Annotated in this window: 12 protein-coding genes; 7 read left to right on the top strand and 5 right to left on the bottom strand. The window is 71.8% G+C overall.

Going from position 1 to position 14,695, the window contains the following annotated elements; all coding sequences use genetic code 11:
* Positions 1 to 498, top strand: a 498-nt coding sequence (locus tag VFL99_RS11220) for a hypothetical protein (RefSeq protein ID WP_325106442.1), incomplete at its 5' end; no start/stop codon positions are given.
* Between the two features lie 192 nt (positions 499 to 690).
* Here the strand turns inward: VFL99_RS11220 and VFL99_RS11215 are convergent.
* Positions 691 to 1,998, bottom strand: a complete 1,308-nt coding sequence (locus VFL99_RS11215; RefSeq protein WP_325106441.1) for an MFS transporter — start codon at positions 1,996 to 1,998, stop codon at positions 691 to 693.
* A 98-nt stretch (positions 1,999 to 2,096) separates the two neighbouring features.
* On the opposite strand from VFL99_RS11215, the gene VFL99_RS11210 reads away from it, so the two are divergent.
* From VFL99_RS11210 to VFL99_RS11185, 6 genes are all read left to right on the top strand, one after another.
* Positions 2,097 to 2,801 (top strand): winged helix-turn-helix domain-containing protein, encoded by a 705-nt coding sequence (locus VFL99_RS11210; protein WP_325106440.1) that lies wholly within the window; start codon positions 2,097 to 2,099, stop codon positions 2,799 to 2,801.
* Positions 2,802 to 3,008: 207 nt separating this feature from the next.
* On the top strand, positions 3,009 to 4,064 hold the full coding sequence (gene trxB / locus VFL99_RS11205) for a thioredoxin-disulfide reductase (protein ID WP_325106439.1): 1,056 nt from the start codon (positions 3,009 to 3,011) through the stop codon (positions 4,062 to 4,064).
* Between the two features lie 177 nt (positions 4,065 to 4,241).
* Positions 4,242 to 4,568 (top strand): thioredoxin, encoded by a 327-nt coding sequence (trxA, locus tag VFL99_RS11200; RefSeq protein WP_325106438.1) that lies wholly within the window; start codon positions 4,242 to 4,244, stop codon positions 4,566 to 4,568.
* Between the two features lie 224 nt (positions 4,569 to 4,792).
* Positions 4,793 to 6,133: an N-acetylmuramoyl-L-alanine amidase gene (locus VFL99_RS11195; protein WP_325106437.1), complete on the top strand. Its 1,341-nt coding sequence runs from the start codon at positions 4,793 to 4,795 to the stop codon at positions 6,131 to 6,133.
* A gap of 264 nt (positions 6,134 to 6,397) precedes the next feature.
* A complete protein-coding gene (locus VFL99_RS11190; protein ID WP_325106436.1) occupies positions 6,398 to 7,696 on the top strand; it encodes an aminotransferase-like domain-containing protein in 1,299 nt (432 codons plus the stop codon).
* A 297-nt stretch (positions 7,697 to 7,993) separates the two neighbouring features.
* Positions 7,994 to 8,944: a D-alanine--D-alanine ligase family protein gene (locus VFL99_RS11185; RefSeq protein ID WP_325106435.1), complete on the top strand. Its 951-nt coding sequence runs from the start codon at positions 7,994 to 7,996 to the stop codon at positions 8,942 to 8,944.
* 32 nt (positions 8,945 to 8,976) lie between these two features.
* Here VFL99_RS11185 and VFL99_RS11180 read toward each other — a convergent pair whose 3' ends face one another.
* From VFL99_RS11180 to VFL99_RS18355, 4 genes are all read right to left on the bottom strand, one after another.
* Entirely contained in the window at positions 8,977 to 10,071 is a 1,095-nt protein-coding gene (locus tag VFL99_RS11180) for a ParB/RepB/Spo0J family partition protein (RefSeq protein ID WP_325106434.1), read from the bottom strand.
* 616 nt (positions 10,072 to 10,687) lie between these two features.
* Entirely contained in the window at positions 10,688 to 11,836 is a 1,149-nt protein-coding gene (locus tag VFL99_RS11175) for a ParA family protein (protein ID WP_325106433.1), read from the bottom strand.
* Positions 11,837 to 12,950: 1,114 nt separating this feature from the next.
* Positions 12,951 to 13,790 carry a 16S rRNA (guanine(527)-N(7))-methyltransferase RsmG gene (gene rsmG / locus VFL99_RS11170; protein WP_325106432.1) on the bottom strand — a complete coding sequence of 280 codons (840 nt, stop codon included), beginning with the start codon at positions 13,788 to 13,790 and terminating at the stop codon, positions 12,951 to 12,953.
* A 48-nt stretch (positions 13,791 to 13,838) separates the two neighbouring features.
* Positions 13,839 to 14,609 carry a Jag family protein gene (locus VFL99_RS18355; RefSeq protein ID WP_462283436.1) on the bottom strand — a complete coding sequence of 257 codons (771 nt, stop codon included), beginning with the start codon at positions 14,607 to 14,609 and terminating at the stop codon, positions 13,839 to 13,841.
* Positions 14,610 to 14,695 lie beyond the last annotated feature (86 nt).

Raw genomic sequence — 14,695 nt, 5'->3', positions numbered from 1 at the left:
GGGCAGGCCCGGTCGCACGCACAGGGCCTCGGCCCGGAGCAGCAGCTCTCGGTGGTCAGCATCCAGCAGAGCGGTCGGGACTACCGGGCCGCCACGTTCGCGACCCAGGCCGCGGCGCTGGCGGCCGCCGCCACGAAGCCGGGCGCCTCGCACCTCGCGCCGCACGCCGACACCGGGAGCGCCGGCCGGATCGGGACGCCCGCCGGCCTGGCCGAGTGCCTCGACGGGCTGGGCGTGCACCCGAGTACGGCGCACCCGGCCGTCGCCGACCTGGCCCGGTATGCCGGGAAGCCCGCCGTCGTGCTCGTCGTCCCCTCGGCTGCCGGGTCCGGTGGCGCGAGCGGGCCGGGCGCCTCGGGGGGCTCCGGTGGGGCCGGCCCGTCGAGCACGGCCGGCGCGTCGAGTGGCTCGGCCGGTTCGGAGCGCGCCTGGGCGGTCGGGCGCGACTGCTCCGCCACCGATCCGCACGTGCTGCACGGCCCCGTCACGCTGCCCTGACCCGGGCCGCCATCCCCGCACCGACGACCTGCCCCCGGGCCGGCAACCCCGCACCGACGACCTGCCCCGGGCCGCCAACCCCGCACCGACAACCTCGTGTGTGGCGTTTCGCGGCCCGCGATCGGGGCGAAACGCCACAGACGAGGTCGTCAGTCGGCTGGTCGGGGGCGCGCGGCCGGGTGGCCCCGGCGATCACGCCGCCGGCGGCACGTCGGCCAGACGCGGAATCGAGCGCAGCGCCCCACTCCCGCCGGCGAGGGCCGCGGCCACCAGGAGCAACCCGCCGAAGACCAGCAGCGTCGGCGTGGCCGACCACCGCTCCAGCAGCACGCCGGAGAGCACGGGCGCGAGCGGCGCCAGGCCCATCGCGAGGAACGTCACCGCGGTCGTGACCCGCCCCTGCATCGCGTCGGGCGTGACCAGCGCCTCGTAGCTCATCAGCCCGGAGTTGAGCGCCGGCAGCAGCAGGGCGACCACCGCGAGGCCCGCGATGTAGACCACGATCGAGGACGCGAACGCCATCCCGGACAGCGCCAGCGCCACCACCCAGAACCCGGCGATGACGAGCATCCCGGTCCGGAACCGCCGCAGCAGCCCCGGCGCGAGCACGGCCCCGACCAGCAGCCCGGCGGCCAGACCCGTCTCGAGCAGCCCGATGACCGCCGGCTGCTCACCCCGGCGCTGCAACACCAGCACCAGACCGGTGAGGAACCCGTTCGCCGCGAAGTTCACCACCGTCGACAGCACCGCGACCATCCGCAGGTCCCGCCGGTCCCACACCCACCGCAGCCCGGCGCGGATCGCGGCGACGACCGGCTCCCGCTCCCCCGCGCGCTCGGGGGCGGCCAGCGGCGCCTTCATCGTGCCGACGCACCAGGCACAGACGAGGTATGACGCCGCGTCCGCGACGATCGGGATCACCCGTCCCAGCGCGAACAGCGCCCCCGCGACCGGCGCACCGATCAGGCTGGCGAGCCCCTGCCGGCCCTGGTTGACCGACATCGCGGTGGGCAGGTCCGCCGCGGGCACGATCTGCCTGAGCGAGGCGACCTCCGCCGGCCCGAAGAAGGCGGCGAGCCCCGCGGACAGGGCGGCCACGACGACCAGGTGCGCCGCGGTGAGGTGTCCGAGCTCGTGGGCCAGGACGACCGAGCCGTAGAGGACGGCCCCACCCGACGTGCAGCACACCATCACCCGCTTGCGCGGCCACCGGTCCACGAGCGCCCCCGCCGGCAGCGCGCACACCACCGACCCGGCCATCGACGCCGCCGCGACGCCGCCGGCCAGCGCCGTCGACCCGGTGAGCGCGTAGCCCAGCAGCAGGAACGCGAACCCACTCATCGCCGAGCCGATGGCGCTCAGCGTCTGGCCGGACATCAGGCGCAGGTAGTCCCCGTTCCGCCACAGCGACCGTGCCGGTTCCGGTGCTGGGTGGGGCGCCGGGTGGGGCGTGTCGACGGACAGGGAGGAGCTCGGCATACCGCTCGTCGTGGTCTCCATGGCGGCACAGCCTGACACGCGCACCCAACTTTGCGCAATACCTATTGCGCATGTTGTGTTGCGCACGTGTCGTTGCTGGTGTGGTTAGGCTGGCCGGTATGACGGAGCCACGGCAGGAGCGCACCGGCACCGACGAGCGTGGTGCCGGTGGCGAGGAGCCGCAGCGGATCACGTCCACCGAGGCGCTCAAGGCGCTCGCGCACCCGATCCGGTTCGCGCTGCTCAACGAGCTGCACGCACGGGGAGCGGCACGGGCGGCCGACCTGGCCGAGGCGCTCGACCAGCCGGCGAACAGCCTGAGCTTCCACCTGCGCCAGCTGGCCCGCTACGGCTTCATCGTCGAGGCTCCAGAGCGCGCCCGGGACCGTCGGGACCGCTGGTGGAAGCCGGCCAGCGAGCACGGCTACTCGTACAACCCGAAGGAGCTCGGCAGCACGCCGGCCGGTCGGGCCGTCGTGGACCAGTCGCTGCGCATGGCCCAGCAGCGCTACGAGGCGGTGCTGCGCCGGTTCTTCGGCCTGGCGTCACAGACAGAGGAGGCGCCGGAGGGCACCGACGTGGCGAACTTCGACATCCCGCTGCGCCTGACGCTCGAGGAGAAACAGCAGCTCGGCCGCGAGCTCGACGAGGTCTTCGACCGCTGGCACCGGCACGGGCTGGAGCGCACCGACGCCGGGGACGTGGCCGGTCGGCACGGCTACCTGAGTATCGGCGTCACCGTCCCGTGGTCCTCGGCCGAAGAGACCGCCGCCCGCTCCGACCCCGCCCGATCCGACCCCGCCCGATCCGACCCCGGGCACTGACGACCTCCTGTGTGGCGTTTCGCGGCCTCGGAAGCGGGCGAAACGCCACAGACGACGTCGCCAGTCGTGGGAGGTGGGGCGGCCCACCGCACGCCCGACCGCACGCCCCGCCTCTGCGCCCCGCCTCTGCGCCCGAGGAACATCTGGGGCCTACGATCGGTTGCACCGGCTAGATCTTGTGACCCCCGACAGCGCGAAGGACCGCCAGTGAGCCACGCCACGGACGGCAACATCAGCAGCGACGTGCGCAACGTCATCATCATCGGGTCGGGACCGGCCGGGTACACCGCAGCGGTCTACGCCGCGCGCGCCAACCTCCAGCCGCTCGTCTTCGAGGGCTCGGTCACCGCGGGCGGCGCCCTGATGAACACCACCGACGTCGAGAACTTCCCCGGCTTCGAGAACGGCATCATGGGCCCCGACCTCATGTTCGCCATGAAGGCCCAGGCGGCCCGGTTCGGCGCCGAGCTGGTCACCGACGACGTGACCGAGGTCGACCTCAGCGGCGACATCAAGACCGTGACCGACGGCTCCGGCAACACCCACCGCGCCCGGTCGGTCATCCTCGCGATGGGCTCGGCCTACCGCGAGCTCGGCCTGCCCGACGAGCAGCGCCTGTCCGGCCACGGCGTGTCGTGGTGCGCCACCTGCGACGGAGCGTTCTTCCGCGAGCAGGAGATCGTGGTCGTCGGCGGCGGCGACTCCGCGGTGGAGGAGGCCACCTTCCTGACCCGGTTCGCCAGCAAGGTCACGATCGTGCACCGCCGCGACGAGCTGCGCGCCAGCAAGATCATGGCCGAGCGTGCCTTCAGCGACCCCAAGATCCACTTCGCGTGGAACTCCGAGGTCGCCGCGATCCACGGCGAGGCCAAGGTCAGCGGGGTCACGCTGCGCGACACCGTCACCGGCGAGCTGCGCGAGCTGCCCGCGACGGGCCTGTTCATCGCGATCGGCCACGACCCCCGCAACGAGCTCATCAAGGGCGTCGTCGAGACCGATCCCGAGGGCTACGTCCTCGTCCACGGCCGCTCCACGCACACCAACGTCCCCGGCGTCTTCGCCTGCGGCGACCTGGTCGACCACACCTACCGCCAGGCCATCACCGCGGCCGGCACCGGCTGCTCGGCCGCCCTCGACGCGGAGCGCTACCTCGGGGCCCTCGACGCCTCGGCCGAACGAGCCCGCGGAGGCTCGGCGGAGCTCTCCGGCGAGGTCCCCTCGCCGGACACGGCCGTCCCCACGGAGGCGACCGCCCACGTCTGACGCGAGCACCCGGCATACCCCCTGTATGCCGGGCACGACGGTGACCGCGGCACGCACCTCACCGCGTGGTCACCCCGGCGCGGCAGACTGGGCCCCACCCGGACGCCCGGAACGGACCGACCGACTCCGCACCGACCCGCAGCAACCCACCGCACACCCAGGGAAGGAACCCTCGAGATGGCAGCACCCAAGCAGACCTCCGACGCGACGTTCGAGGCCGACGTCCTGAAGAACGACAAGCCGGTCCTCGTCGACTTCTGGGCTCCCTGGTGCGGGCCGTGCCGCGCCGTGGCCCCGATCCTCGAGGAGATCGCCAACGAGCACGGCGACAAGCTCGAGATCGTCAAGCTCAACACGGACGAGAACCCGCAGACTGCGGCGAAGTACGGCATCACCGGCATCCCGACAATGAACGTCTACGTCAAGGGCGAGGTCGTCAAGACCCTCGTCGGCGCGCTGCCGAAGCCGCGGCTCGTCAAGGAGCTCGACGACTTCATCGGCTGACTAGGCGTCCTCCTCGACGCGGCGACATCCTGCGACCTGCAGGGTGCTCGCCGCGTCGTCGTCTGCGGGCACCCGGAGGCGCGCTGTTTCCGGCTGGGGGACGGCCTCGGCTACCCTTGCGCATACCCTGCTTCAGCGGGCATCGCCCGCCCTGGACCCACGGATCAGCCCATCTCGCTGGCCCGCGTGAGCCGTCCCCCAGCCGCCACACCACGGAGGTCCTGATGTCGGAACGTCCCTTCGCCTCCTACGACCTCGGCGCCGAGGGCCCGGGGGTCGAGGCGATCCGCGAGCGGCTGCAGACGACCGGGGACCTGCCGGCCGGCTCGGTCGACCGGCCGTACGACGAGGAGGTCGCCGACGCCGTCCGGGCCTTCCAGCAGCGGCGTGGCCTCAACGTCGACGGCATCGTGGGGCCCGCGACCTGGGTGGTGCTCGACGGCTCCCGCTGGCACCTGGGCGACCGGATCCTGCACCACACTCCTGGTCACCTCGTGCAGGGCGACGACGTGGTGGAGCTGCAGCGCCGGCTCATCGGCCTGGGCTTCGGGCCGGCGCGGGTGGACGGCATCTTCGGTGCGGACACCGAGCAGGCGGTCAACGCCTTCCAGAAGGCCATGCGGCTGGACGTCACCGGTACCGTCGGGCCCGACACCCTCCGCACCTTCCGTGACCTGTCCCGCAGCGTCACCGGGGGCACCGCGCAAGCCCTCCGCGAGCGCGAGCTCATCCGCAAGTCGGGGCACAGCCTCGCCGGGCGCACCGTGGTGATCGACCCCGGTCACGGGGGTTCCGACCGCGGTGCGGGGCTGCACGTCGACGCAGACGTGAGTGGCCCGGCCGCTGCGGCCGGCGCGCATGGCGCGGCCAGCGCGCGTGGCGCAGGCGACGCCGTGGGGGCCGGCCAGGCATCGGGCGCGGCCAGCGGCGCTGGGGCCGTGGTGCACCGCGGCCGGAGCGTGTCGAACGGCACGCTCTCCGACGAGGCCGACATCGTGCTCGACATCGCCCGGCGCATCGAGGGTCGGCTCAGCGCCGTCGGCGTCACCGTGCTGTTCACACGAGGCAACAAGGCCAACCCGAGCCTGGCCGAGCGGGCCGACATCGCCAACGACGCTGGCGCCGACGTGCTGCTGTCCCTGCACTGCAACTCGTGGGAGCAGCCGGCCGCGAGCGGGGTGGCGACCTACTACTACGGCACGGACGACGGCGGCGCGGGGTCGGCGATGGCCGAACACCTCGCCGGCCTCATCCAGCGGGAGATCGTGGCGCGGACCGGCTTCATCGACTGCCGGTCCCACGCGCGCAGCTGGACGCTGCTCCACCGGGCGCTCATGCCCGCGGTGCTCATCGAGGCCGGCTACGTCTCCCATCCCGACGACGCCGCCAAGCTCGCTGAGCCGGCCTTTCGGGACACCGTCGCCGAGGCGATCTCGGTCGCCCTGCAGCGCATGTACCTCGTCGAGGACGATCCCAGCACCACCGGCGTGCTCAACCTCCGGGAGCTGCGCGAGCAGTTGCGCGCCGCCGCGGCTGGTCCGGCCGCCTCCCATCCGCGGCACTGATCCGGGCAGCCTTCCGGGCGAGCTCCCAGGACGGTTTCATGTGAAACGCGTCCCGTTGGTCGGTCGCGTCCACCAGCCCGTCGCCCGCTCGTGGCACACTCGTCGAGGCGCGTCGACCCAGGGACGCCCCGGACATGGCCGCACGACGGACCGCGGCGAGGTGACGGGGCGGCCGGAGTAGCCGTCGCCCGGTGAGGCCGGGCGCGGAGGTCGCGCGCCACAGTGCGTGCAGCTGCACGCTCTGTGCGCTGCAGGGAGGTCAGCATGAGTGTGCAGGGTTCGCGTCTTGATCCCTGGCGGGAGTCCTACGCCGAGCGAACGGCGGGCATGACCGCCTCGGAGATCCGGGCCCTGTTCGCCGTGGCCTCCCGCCCCGAGGTCGTCTCCCTCGCCGGCGGTATGCCGTACCTGCCGGCCCTCCCGATGGATGCCGTCGCCGAGACCGTCCAGCACCTCATCGCGACGCAGGGCATGACCGCCCTCCAGTACGGGTCCGGCCAAGGGCATCCGGACCTGCGCGAGCACATCCTCGAGGTGATGGCCCTCGAAGGCATCGAGGCGCACGCGGACGACGTCGTGGTCACCACCGGCTCCCAACAGGCGCTGGACCTCGTCACCCGCGTGTTCATCGATCCGGGGGACGTCATCCTGGCCGAGGCGCCCAGCTACGTCGGCGCGCTCGGGGTCTTCTCCTCCTACCAGGCCGAGGTCGTCCACGTCGCCAGCGACGACGAGGGACTGGTTCCCGCGGCTCTCGAGGAGCGGATCACCGCGTTGGAAGCCGCGGGCAAGCGGATCAAGCTGCTCTACAGCGTGCCGAACTTCCACAACCCGGCCGGCACCACGCTCGCGCTCGAGCGTCGACCGCAGATCCTCGAGATCTGCCAGCGTCATCACATCCTCGTGCTGGAGGACAACCCCTACGGTCTGCTCGGCTTCGACCGCGACCCGTGGCCGGCGATGCGCTCCCTGTCCGAGGAGGGCGTGGTCTATCTCGGCTCGTTCTCCAAGACGTTCGCGCCCGGCCTGCGCGTGGGCTGGGCCGTCGCGCCGCACGCCGTGCGCGAGAAGCTGGTCCTCGCGAGCGAGTCGGCGATCCTGTGCCCCAGCAACCTGGCGCAGATGAGCATCTCCACCTACCTGTCGAACAACGACTGGCGGGGGCAGATCAAGGTCTACCGCGAGCTCTACCGAGAGCGCCGCGACGCCATGCTCGGCGCGCTCGAGAGCCTGCTGCCCGAGGCCACGTGGACCCACCCCGACGGGGGGTTCTACGTGTGGCTGACCCTTCCCGAGGGGCTGGACGCGAAGGCGATGCTGCCGCGCGCGGTCACCGAGCGCGTGGCATTCGTGCCGGGAACGGCCTTCTTCGCCGACGGCTCCGGCGCGCAGCACATGCGCCTGTCCTACTGCTACCCCGAGTCGGATCGCATCCGCGAGGGCGTCCGCCGCCTCGCCGGGGTCATCCGTGCCGAGCTCGAGGTGCGCGAGACCTTCGAGCCGGGGACCTCGGCCCGGCCCTCGGACCGTGGTGTGCAGTTCCCGGGGCCGGAGCAGCCCTGAGCGGTCGCCGGTGCCCGGTACGACGCAACCCTCGTCGGCGTCTCTCGTGTCGGGGTCTTTCGGCGTCGGGGCCTTCCCGCGTCGGGGCCTTCCCGCGTCAGGGCCTTCCGGCGTCGGGACGCGACGAGCCCACCGTCGTCTGCCGCGGTACGGGTCTGGCATGACGATCGCCTGCCTCCGGCATCTGTTGCCGCTGGCTGCGGGACCCGCCCGGCGATCCGCGCCATGAGTTATCGTCAGCGCCGTTCCTGACACACCACCGACCCAGTCGTCCACTCCCGACGAAGGAGAACGCCGTTGACCCACGTCCTCATCCTGGCCGGAGGCCTGAGCCACGAGCGGGACGTGTCCCTACGCTCCGGGCGCCGGGTAGCCGACGTGCTGGCCAAGGTCGACGTCGAGGCACATGTTGCCGACGCGGATGGCAGCCTGCTCGAGCGTTTGGCCCAGACCGAGCCCGACGTGGTCTGGCCCGTCCTGCACGGAGCCTCGGGTGAGGACGGCGCGATCCGAGATGTGTTGGGATCGCTAGGTTTTCGGTATGTCGGCTCGACACCCGAGTCGTGCCGGCTCACGTGGGACAAGCCGGTCGCCAAGACGCTCGTCCAGCGCGCGGGTGTCCGCACCCCTCGCGGGGTGGCGTTGCCGCACGACACGTTTCGCGAACTGGGCGCCGGCGCGGTCCTGGACGCGATCAGCTCCTCGCTCACCCTTCCCTTGGTGGTGAAGCCGGCTCGCGGCGGGTCGGCGCTGGGACTCTCCGTCGTCCACAACGCGGCGCAGTTGCCGGCCGCCATGGTCGACGCCTATGCGTACGGTGATATCGCGCTGCTGGAGTCCTTCGTCGAGGGCACCGAGGTTGCGGTGACCGTCCTGGAAGGGGAGGAGGGGGCTCCGGTCGCGCTCCCGGCCGTGGAGATCGTTCCCGATGGCGGCGTCTACACCTATGCCGCGCGCTACACCGCCGGGGAGACCGAGTTCTTCACACCGGCCCGGCTCGCCGATGAGGTCAGCCGGGCGGTTGCCCACGCGGCGATCACGGCGTACCGGGCTCTCGGGCACCGGCACCTGTCGCGCATCGACCTGATCGTCGACCCCGCCGGGGTGCCGTGGTTCCTCGAGGGCAACGTGGCGCCAGGGATGACCGAGACGTCCTTGGTCCCGATGGCCGTTGCGGCGAGCGGACGCGAGGCCGGCGCGGTCTACCACCAGCTCCTCACCCGGGCCCTGGTCGACTCCGAACGTTAGGTTCCAGCCAGCGACTGCGCCGGCATCCTCCCTCAGACGTCGACGTTCTCCTCAGGAGCGAGCACGTCCAGGATCCGGTTCAGGTCCTCCACGGAGGCGAACTCCACCGTCAGCTTGCCCTTGCGCTTGCCCAGGTTGATGTTCACCCGTGTCTCGAACCGGTCGGACAGCCGAGCGGCAAGGTCATCCAGCTGCGGGTGTCGATTGCCGGCTCGCGGAGCGGAGACCCGCCGCCTCGGCTCCTCCCCGCCAAGGGCGACCATCTCCTCGACCGTCCGGACCGACAGGCCCTCGGCCACAATCCGCTGAGCCATCCGCTCCATCGCGGCGGCGTCCGGCAGGGACAGCAGGGCGCGGGCGTGCCCCGCGCTCAGCACACCAGCCGCCACCCGACGTGCCACCAGCGGCGGCAGCTTGAGCAGTCGGAGGGTGTTGCTGATCTGCGGACGCGACCGCCCGATCCGGCCGGCCAGCTGCTCGTGGGTGCAACCGAAGTCGTCGAGCAGCTGCTGGTAGGCGGCCGCCTCCTCGAGCGGGTTGAGCTGACTGCGGTGCAGGTTCTCCAGGAGTGCATCGCGCAGGAGGTCGTCGTCGGAGGTGTCCTTGACGATCGCGGGGATCGTCTCGAGATCTGCCTGCTGCGCCGCACGCCACCGCCGCTCACCCATGATGAGCTCGAAGCGAACCCCGTCCTCCGCCGCCTCGGCGCCGCTGGACGGGACCGAGCGCACCACGACGGGCTGGAGCACGCCGATCTCGCGGATGCTGTGCACGAGCTCCGCCATGTCGTCGTCGTCGAAGACCTGGCGCGGCTGGCGCGGGTTCGGTCGGATCTCGGTCACCGGCACCTCGGCGAACGTGGCACCGGGCACAGGCGCCAGTTCCGTCTCCACCGCGTCGTCGCGGGTGCCGGTTCCGGCGTCAGGTTTCGTCTCTCCAGCGGACGACGCCTCACCAGGCGCCCCGGCGCCGGCGGCGCCGACGGCCTGGTCATCCCCGGCCGCAGAGTCCTCGCGGACGGCTGGCTCCTGGTGCTCCCGGGCGGCGGGCTCCTGCGGGAGGTCATTGACCCGCTCGCCAGTTCCGGGACGGTCTGCTTCGACGTAGCGGCTACCCGCTGGCGACATTCTTGTCGCGTTTCCCGTGAAACCGCCGGCTTCGGCGGTGCGCTCTGGCTCGTGGTCGTTCGCGGAACTGGTCGTGTTTCCCGTGAAACGGTAACCCTCAGCAGGGGGATGCTCGACCGGCGGCTCGGAGGTCGTGTTTCCCGTGAAACCTTCCGCGCCCGAGACGCCGCTGTGCGCCGTGACCGTGCGCCCCGCCTCCGGGGTACCCATCGACTCTGGCGAGTCGCCCGACCCTGGCGAGGACTCCGGCGAACGGTCCGAGGAGCCGTTGTCCTGTGAGCCGTTTGCGGAGCCGTTGGAACTGTTCTCCACGCCATCAGCGCTGGCTGCGCCCGGGGTGCCGTCTTCCCGTTCGGGGGCAGCCTGCGCCGCAGCGCGGCTGTCCTTGAAGAAGACGTCGGTGGGGCGGCTGTTGCCGGCTGTCGGCGTGCTGGGGATCAGTGCACCGAGCCCTCGGCCGAGTCCGCGACGCTTCTCACTCACTGGGGAACCTTTCACTGGGATCGGGCCACGTGGCGTGGCACGGAATGGATGCTGTGCGCTGCACCGTTCACACGGCAGACTGACACGTCGCCACGGCAAGGCCGAGTCGGCGCGCGGAGCCCACGTCCACGGGTCATGTCACGTAGCCGGCGGCCATGGTGGCCCCACGGTGGGCGATCTCTGTCGCCGCCTCCAGGTAGGACAGGGCACCGCTGCTGTTGGGGTCATAGGTCATGACCGTCTGTCCGTGACTCGGAGCCTCCGAGATCCGCACGGACCGCGGCACGCTGGCGCGCAACACCTGCTCCGGAAAGTGCGCTCGGACGTCGTCGGCAACCTGCGCGGACAAGCGGGTGCGCCCGTCGTACATCGTCATCAGGATCGTCGACACGTGCAGGTCCGGGTTCAGGTGGCTCTTGATGAGCCCGATGTTGTTCAGCAAGGCGCTCAGCCCCTCGAGGGCGTAGTACTCGCACTGGATCGGGATGAGCACCTCCTCCGCTGCCACGAAGGCGTTCACCGTGAGCAGTCCCAGGCTGGGGGGGCAGTCGATGAGTACGTAGTCGAGACGAGCCTGTCCAGCCTCCGCCCGCTGTTCGACATAGCTGGCGATGGCGCGACGGAGCCGGGTCTCGCGCGCCACCATGGACACCAGCTCGATCTCCGCACCGGCAAGGTCGATGGTCGCCGGGGCACACCACAGTCCGGAGATGTCGGGGCACTCCTGGACCACCTTGGCCATCGGCTCGCCGTCGACCAGGACGTCGTAGATGCTCGGCACCTCGGCGTGGTGGTCGATCCCCAGTGCCGTGCTGGCGTTGCCCTGGGGATCGATGTCGATGACGAGCACCTGCAGGCCCCCCTGGGCCAACGCCGCTGCCACGTTCACCGTCGTCGTGGTCTTGCCGACCCCACCCTTCTGGTTGGCCACAGTGAGGACTCGGGTCCGTCCTGGCGCGGGCAACTGTCCTGCTCCCAGGGCGGCACGTCGCCGGTTCTCATCGGCCAGCTGCGCTGCCAGCGGGGTGTCCGCGTCGGAGATCGGCGCCTGCTCGCTCTCGGCGCCCGCGTCCGAGCTGGGCGGCGACGCGATCTCAGCTACGTCATTCACGCTGGCCCCCTCGCTCTCGACGCCACCCTGGCTCTCGAGGCCACTCTCGCTCTCGTCCGCACCCTGGTTCGCGATGCTCGCCCGTACGTCCTCATCTGCCGTGCCCTCTGGCCACGTTTCCCGTGAAACGTCGGCGGCCGGCTGGTTCAGAGAGGGAGTTCGAGCCTCCATGCGGCCGGCGCCTTCCAAGTCGGTTGCCTGCTCGGTTTCCCGTGAAACACCAGTGCCCCCGGTGGAGGCGGCTACCGCGCCGACATCTCTTCCCGACCGTGAGTCCGTCATGGATGGCTCCCCGACCGCCGCGTCTGGCGCCCGCCTCTCTGTCCGCGTTCCACGTGAAACGTCGGCGGGCCGCTGGATCTCGTAAACTTGGCTGGACTTGGGCTCTCGCTCGCCGCTCGCTTGGGCCCCGCTCGCTTGGGCCCCGCTGGCTTGGACCCCGGTCGCTTCGCCCACGTCTGCTCCGCGGCCTCCTCGTCCGAACTCCGCCGAGCCCTCCACGGGGACGGCCGCAGGCTCCCCGTGGGACGAGGTGACGACATGCTGCGCCACGCCACTACCGGCAGCGACTGCTGCCGCCTCCGCGAGCTCGGACGTGGTCGGCGGCTCCTCGTCGGCTGGGGGGCGGTAGCCCGCGGAACGGTCCTGCGCCGTCGAGGAGGCGGCCGTCGATCCCTCAGGGCCGTCCGACCCGCCACGCAGCGCTTCGGAGTCGTCCGACCCGCGACTCGGCAGGTCGCGACCTTCTGACCCGCGACTCGTCGACGCTTCGAGACCGTCCGACCGGGCATTCGGCGCTTCAGGATCCGCCGACCGATCACCCGTCGCTCCAGCCCCGTCTGGCCGGCCGCCCGCTCCTGGCTGCTCGGCGCCGCCTGCCGCAGCCCCCGAGCCGGATGTTTCACGGGAAACAGCAGAGGGTCCAGCAGGCCACCCGAGTCCGGCGTCGGGCACCCCGAAGGTGTCGTCGGGCCAGCCGAGTCCCGTCTGGTCGGCGTGCGGTGCCGTCATGAGTACCTCTCGGACACGAAGACTGTGCGCGCACTCCGCGACATCGACGGAGTGCCTGTCTGATCAGACTGTGGTTACCCGAGGAGCGCAGAACACCGGGCGGCAAGCGTGCCGGCGCCGGCCGTCCGACACCTCCTGAGGCAGGGGTCCAACCTACCGTGTCGCGGCCACTCGATCAGCAGCGGCTGTGGACGAAGGATCCGCCGTGTCCAGCCTGCCTCCACACCAGCGGCAGTAACGGAATCGCCGCCACCGGACGTGACAGCTGACGAGGTCACCCGCGTCGGCGGCGCGGCGTGCCTTGAGCCGGCGCGCGCCGATCCGAGGACCGACCACGGCGTGTCCTCGACGCGTTTTCCGACTCAGACGAGCTTCCCGCCGCAGCGGACGAGCCGGCCGACGCCGAGCCGACCGACGTCGGGGCAGTCTTCGCACGCCCGTCGCGGGTCCCCGCCGACGTCCGCCTCCTGACCGCCGGGCCCTTCGCCCCCACCCGCTTGGCGGGTCGATCCCCCAGGCGCACACGCACGACAGTCGTCGGAGGGTCGACCTCGGGAGCGCCCACCTCGAGCACCCCGGTCGCCACCGCTCCGAGCCTGCGGAGTTCGGCCGCGTCCTCAGCCAGCTCGGTGCGGGCACTGCTGCCCTTGATGGCGAGCATCTGCCCGTGCGGCCGCAGCAGGGGCAACGACCACCGAGACAACTGGGCCAGTCGGGCCACGGCCCGCGACGTGACCACCGGTGCCGACAGGGCGTCCCACAACTCCTCGGCTCTACCCCGGTGGACGAGGGCGTTGGGCAACTCCAGCCGTTCGACCGCGTCCTGCAACCAGGTCGTGCGGCGAAGCATGGGCTCCACCAAGTGCACTCGGCAGTCCGGACGAGCGATGGCCAGGGCCAGTCCCGGCAAGCCAGCGCCGGCTCCGACGTCGATGACCTCGCCCTGGGCCGGCAGCAACGACCCGACCACGGCGCAGTTCAGCACGTGGCGGTCCCAGATCCTGGGCACCTCACGGGGTCCGATCAGTCCGTGCGTGACACCGCTGGAGCACAGGAGGGACACGAACTGCTCGGCGCAAGCGAGTTGCCCGCCGAAGACGTGCGTCGCAGCCACTGGCGCCGGCGGAGGCGACGCCAGCGAATCAGACATGTGTTCGATGGATCAGTCGGCCTGCCCAGCGGGCAGCACCACGACGTAGCGGTTCGGCTCGGTCCCCTCGGACTCCGAGACCAGCCCGGCGGCGAGTACCTCGTCGTGCACGACCTTGCGCTCGAAAGCGCTCATCGGTTCGAGCTCCTCGGCCTCACCGCTGGCGCGCACGTGCTCGATCGCGGTCTGGGCGACCTCGACCAGCTCGGCGCGGCGGCCGGCCCGGTGCCCGGCGATGTCCAGCATCAGCCGGCTGCGGTCGCCGGTTGACGCCTGCACGGCCAGGCGCGTGAGTTCCTGCAGCGCTTCCAGCACGCGGCCGTCGGGGCCGACCAGTCGCCGCGGCACCCGACCCTCGTCGGAATCGACGATGGCGACCGAGGCGCGGTCACCCTCGACGTCCACGTCGATGTCGCCGTCGAGGTCGGCGATGTCGAGCAGCCGCTCGAGGAAGTCGGCGGCCACCTCACCCTCGTGTTCGAGGCGGGCAACCTCGTCGTCACGCTCCGCCTTGCCCCCCGACTCCTGGCCCGAGCCCGAGCCGGCGTCCACGTCCTCGTCCGGCGCCGCCGTGGAGGCAGCACCGGACGCTTTCCCGGACTCCGCCGTCGCGTCGCCGGCCGATTGAGGCCAGTCCGCCGGCTCGCCCGCCTCCGCCGCCGCGCCCGCCTCGTTCGCGGTGCCCGCCTCGTCCGCCGCGCCCGCCTCGTTCGCGGTGCCCGCCTCGTTCGCAGCGCCGGCAGCCTGCTCAGGGGCGCCGACGGACTCCCCATTCGTCCCCACGGGCTCGGCCGTCCGCTCCGCCTCCACGGTGTCCCCGGCCTGCTCGACGCGGGTGTCCTGCTCGCTCATACCTGTCTCCTGCCTCG

The sequence above is a fragment of the Segeticoccus sp. genome (genome assembly GCF_035708005.1).
This window is presented reverse-complemented; position numbering and strand designations above follow the sequence as displayed.

Coding starts and splice junctions, on each gene's coding strand:
- VFL99_RS11175 (WP_325106433.1), bottom strand. CDS start 11,836: ATGGAGGCTCGAACTCCCTCTCTGAACCAGCCGGCCGCCGACGTTTCA.
- trxA (WP_325106438.1), top strand. CDS start 4,242: ATGGCAGCACCCAAGCAGACCTCCGACGCGACGTTCGAGGCCGACGTC.
- VFL99_RS11180 (WP_325106434.1), bottom strand. CDS start 10,071: ATGTCGCCAGCGGGTAGCCGCTACGTCGAAGCAGACCGTCCCGGAACT.
- VFL99_RS11210 (WP_325106440.1), top strand. CDS start 2,097: ATGACGGAGCCACGGCAGGAGCGCACCGGCACCGACGAGCGTGGTGCC.
- VFL99_RS11195 (WP_325106437.1), top strand. CDS start 4,793: ATGTCGGAACGTCCCTTCGCCTCCTACGACCTCGGCGCCGAGGGCCCG.
- VFL99_RS11215 (WP_325106441.1), bottom strand. CDS start 1,998: ATGGAGACCACGACGAGCGGTATGCCGAGCTCCTCCCTGTCCGTCGAC.
- VFL99_RS11190 (WP_325106436.1), top strand. CDS start 6,398: ATGAGTGTGCAGGGTTCGCGTCTTGATCCCTGGCGGGAGTCCTACGCC.